Raw genomic sequence first — 3,278 nt, forward strand, 5'->3', positions numbered from 1 at the left:
CAGCTATGGTACATTTTTGTCCATGGTGCTGATTTGCGCCAGTGACCCGCCGCACAGGCGGGTTGTTCGCTTGATGCTCCGTCAGCCAATGGCGGGCGAAGGCTCCGAAGAAACCCGTCAGCCCGAGTTCGTTGCCCTGCCGTTGGACCGGCCGATCAACTTGCGGTGCAATGATTGTAAAGGGTTCGCGTCCTGGTCTAGGGAGGAGGCCAGGAGAGCGAAACAGAATGCCAGTGACGCAAAACGTTGCTCCGGGCGCCCCGGGGATCCCGGCGCGCTGGACATCAAGCGCCAAGAGTGGCGTCGGAACGTCGCTTTCGCCGGCCGGCCGGATCTGGTTTACGATCAGCCACGGCATCCTCAACGAAGTCTACTATCCGCGCGTCGACAGCGCCTGCACCCGCGACCTCGGCTTGATCGTCACCGGTCCCGGCGGCTATTTTTCGGAAGAGAAACGCGATGCCGGGCATACGATCGAACCGTTCGAGGACGGCGTGCCCGCCTACAGGCTGGTCAATACGGCGAATGACGGCGCTTGGCGGATCGAAAAGCGTATCCTCGCCGACCCGGAGCGCCCGGCGCTGCTGCAGGAAATCACCTTCACGGCGCTGAAAGGGGTGCCCGGTGACTACCGCGTCTACGCGCTTCTGGCGCCGCATCTGGTCAATGCCGGCATGGGCAACACCGCCTGGGTCGGCGAGCACGAGGGAAAGCCCATGCTGTTCGCCTCGGGGCGCGGCTCTTGCCTGGCGCTGGCCTCGTCGCTGCCCTGGCGAACCGGTTCGGCCGGCTATGTCGGCTTTTCCGACGGTTGGCAGCAACTCCACAATACAGGTGAGCTCGACGCTGCATACCAGCGGGCCGAGGACGGCAATGTTGCGCTGACGGGCGAGATCGGCTTTTCCGCGACCAGGACCAAGGCTTTGCTGGCGCTGGGATTTGGCGCGACGCCTGAGGAGGCCGCGGAACATGCTTTCGCCAGCCTGAAGCAGGGTTTTGAACCCGCGGCGAACTCCTATCTTCAGAACTGGCGCAATTGGCAAAAGGGCTTGCTGCCGCTGGACGACCGGCACGCGGTGCCCGGGATCAACTTCTATCGCACCAGCACCGCGGTACTGGCGACGCACCGGTCGATCGCGACACCAGGCGCCGCGGTCGCCAGCCTGTCGATCCCGTGGGGCTTCAACAAGGGTGACGACGACCTCGGCGGCTACCATCTGGTCTGGCCGCGCGATCTGGTCGAGACGGCGGGCGGCTTTCTTGCTGCCGGCGATGCTGCCTCGGCCCTGCAAATCCTCGATTACCTCAGCTCCATCCAGCAGCCGGACGGCCATTGGCCGCAGAACGCCTGGCTCGACGGATCGGCCTATTGGCCCGGCATCCAGATGGACGAATGCGCCTTTCCGCTGCTGCTGGCCGACGCTTTGCGCCGCGCCGGCCATTTGCCCCGCGCCAGGCTCATGACCTTCCTGCCGATGATCGAGCGCGCCGCCGGCTATGTCGTGCGCAACGGGCCCGTCACCGGCGAGGACCGCTGGGAAGAGGATGCCGGCTACAGCCCGTTCACGCTCGCCGTCGAAATCGCCGCACTGCTTGCCGCGGCAGACCTGCTCGACGCCTGCGGCAAGACAGACGCCGCGACGTATCTGCGCGAGACATCAGACGTCTGGAACGACCAGGTCGAGCGCTGGACCTACGTCACCGGCACGGCGATCTGCAGTCAAGTCGGCGTCGAAGGCTACTATGTCCGCATAGCACCACCCGACAGCGCCGAGGCCGGTTCGCCGAAGGACGGCTATGTCCCGATCAAGAACCGGCCGCCTGGCGACACCGACCGGCCGCCCGAGGAAATCGTCAGCCCGGATGCACTGGCACTTGTCCGCTTCGGTCTGCGGGCGGCTGACGATCCGCGCATGACAGACACGGTCAAGGTCATCGACGCGCAATTGCGCTGCGATCTGCCGCAAGGGCCGCTCTGGTACCGCTACAATGGTGACGGCTATGGCGAGCACGAAGACGGCGCGCCTTTCGATGGCACCGGCCAGGGTCGCCCCTGGCCGCTGCTGGCCGGCGAACGCGCCCACTATGAGCTGGCGGCTGGGCGCAGGGAAAAGGCAGCCAGCCTGCTGGCAGCGCTGGAAGGCTCGGCCGGACCGGGCGGCCTGTTGCCGGAGCAGGTCTGGGACGGCGCCGATCTGCCGGAACGCGAACTGCTGCACGGCCGACCCTCGGGCAGCGCCATGCCGCTGGTCTGGGCGCATTCGGAGCATATCAAGCTGCTGCGCTCGCTGCGCGACGGCGCGGTCTTCGACATGCCGCCGCAAGGCGTCAAGCGCTATATCGAGGACAAGACCGTATCCTCGTTCAGGACCTGGCGGTTCAACAACAAGATCCGCACCATGCCGGAGGGCAAGACGTTGCGCGTCGAATTGTTGGACCCGGCTACAGTTCACTGGAGCACCGACAACTGGGCGACCGCCCATGACAGCCAGACGGTGGAGAACGCCTTCGGCATCCATCTTGCCGATCTGCCCGCGGCAAGCCTCCCCGAGGGAAGCACGCTGCTCTTCACTTTTTTCTGGCCCGGGACCGGCGATTGGGAGAATGTCGACTTCTCCGTCATATCGGGCGACCAAGATGGCCAGTAGATCACAGCCAGTAGACCTTCCCTCGATAACCCCGCAAATCTCGTAGAAAACAGGGACGAAACCATGCAGATCGGAATGATGGGACTGGGCCGGATGGGCGCCAACATGGTCCGGCGCCTGATGCGCGACGGCCACGAATGCGTCGTCTACGACATCAACCCGGCCAGCGTCGCCGCCCTGGTGACCGACGGCGCGTCAGGGGCGGCCTCGCTGGAAGAATTCGTCGGCAAGCTGGCCAAGCCGCGCTGCGTGTGGCTGATGCTGCCGGCGGCGATCACCGGCAGGATCATCGATCAGGTGGCGGCCCTGATGGAGCCCGGCGACATCGTTATCGACGGCGGCAATTCCTACTACCACGACGCCGTCGACCAGGCCGCGAAACTGGCCGGCAAGGGTATCCATCTTGTCGATGTCGGCACCAGCGGCGGCGTCTGGGGCCTGGAGCGTGGCTACTGCCTGATGATCGGCGGCCCCGACGTGGCGGTGCAGCACCTCGATTCGATCTTCGCCACGCTGGCACCGGGCGCCGACGTCGGCGCCAATCCGCCTGGGGATGCCGGCACCGCGCCCTTTGGCTATCTGCATTGCGGACCGAGCGGTGCCGGCCACTTCGTCAAGATGGTGCACAAC

The 3,278-nt window shown here is 65.5% G+C and carries 2 protein-coding genes; both read left to right on the plus strand.

Annotated elements, in window-relative coordinates:
- Window positions 1-227: 227 nt before the first annotated feature.
- Complete coding sequence (locus EN984_RS27780) at window positions 228-2,648, plus strand: glucan 1,4-alpha-glucosidase (protein WP_127270029.1); 2,421 nt, start codon at window positions 228-230, stop codon at window positions 2,646-2,648.
- Between the two features lie 63 nt (window positions 2,649-2,711).
- The coding region (locus EN984_RS27785) for an NAD(P)-binding domain-containing protein (RefSeq protein ID WP_245480132.1) at window positions 2,712-3,278 on the plus strand (567 nt) is incomplete at its 3' end.

Source organism: Mesorhizobium sp. M7A.F.Ca.CA.004.12.1.1, from assembly GCF_003997835.1.
In the GTDB taxonomy this organism is placed as follows: Bacteria; Pseudomonadota; Alphaproteobacteria; order Rhizobiales; family Rhizobiaceae; genus Mesorhizobium.

What these genes read in the sequence shown, in the direction of transcription:
- EN984_RS27780 (WP_127270029.1), top strand. Translation starts at nt 228, where the DNA reads ATGCCAGTGACGCAAAACGTTGCTCCGGGCGCCCCGGGGATCCCGGCG.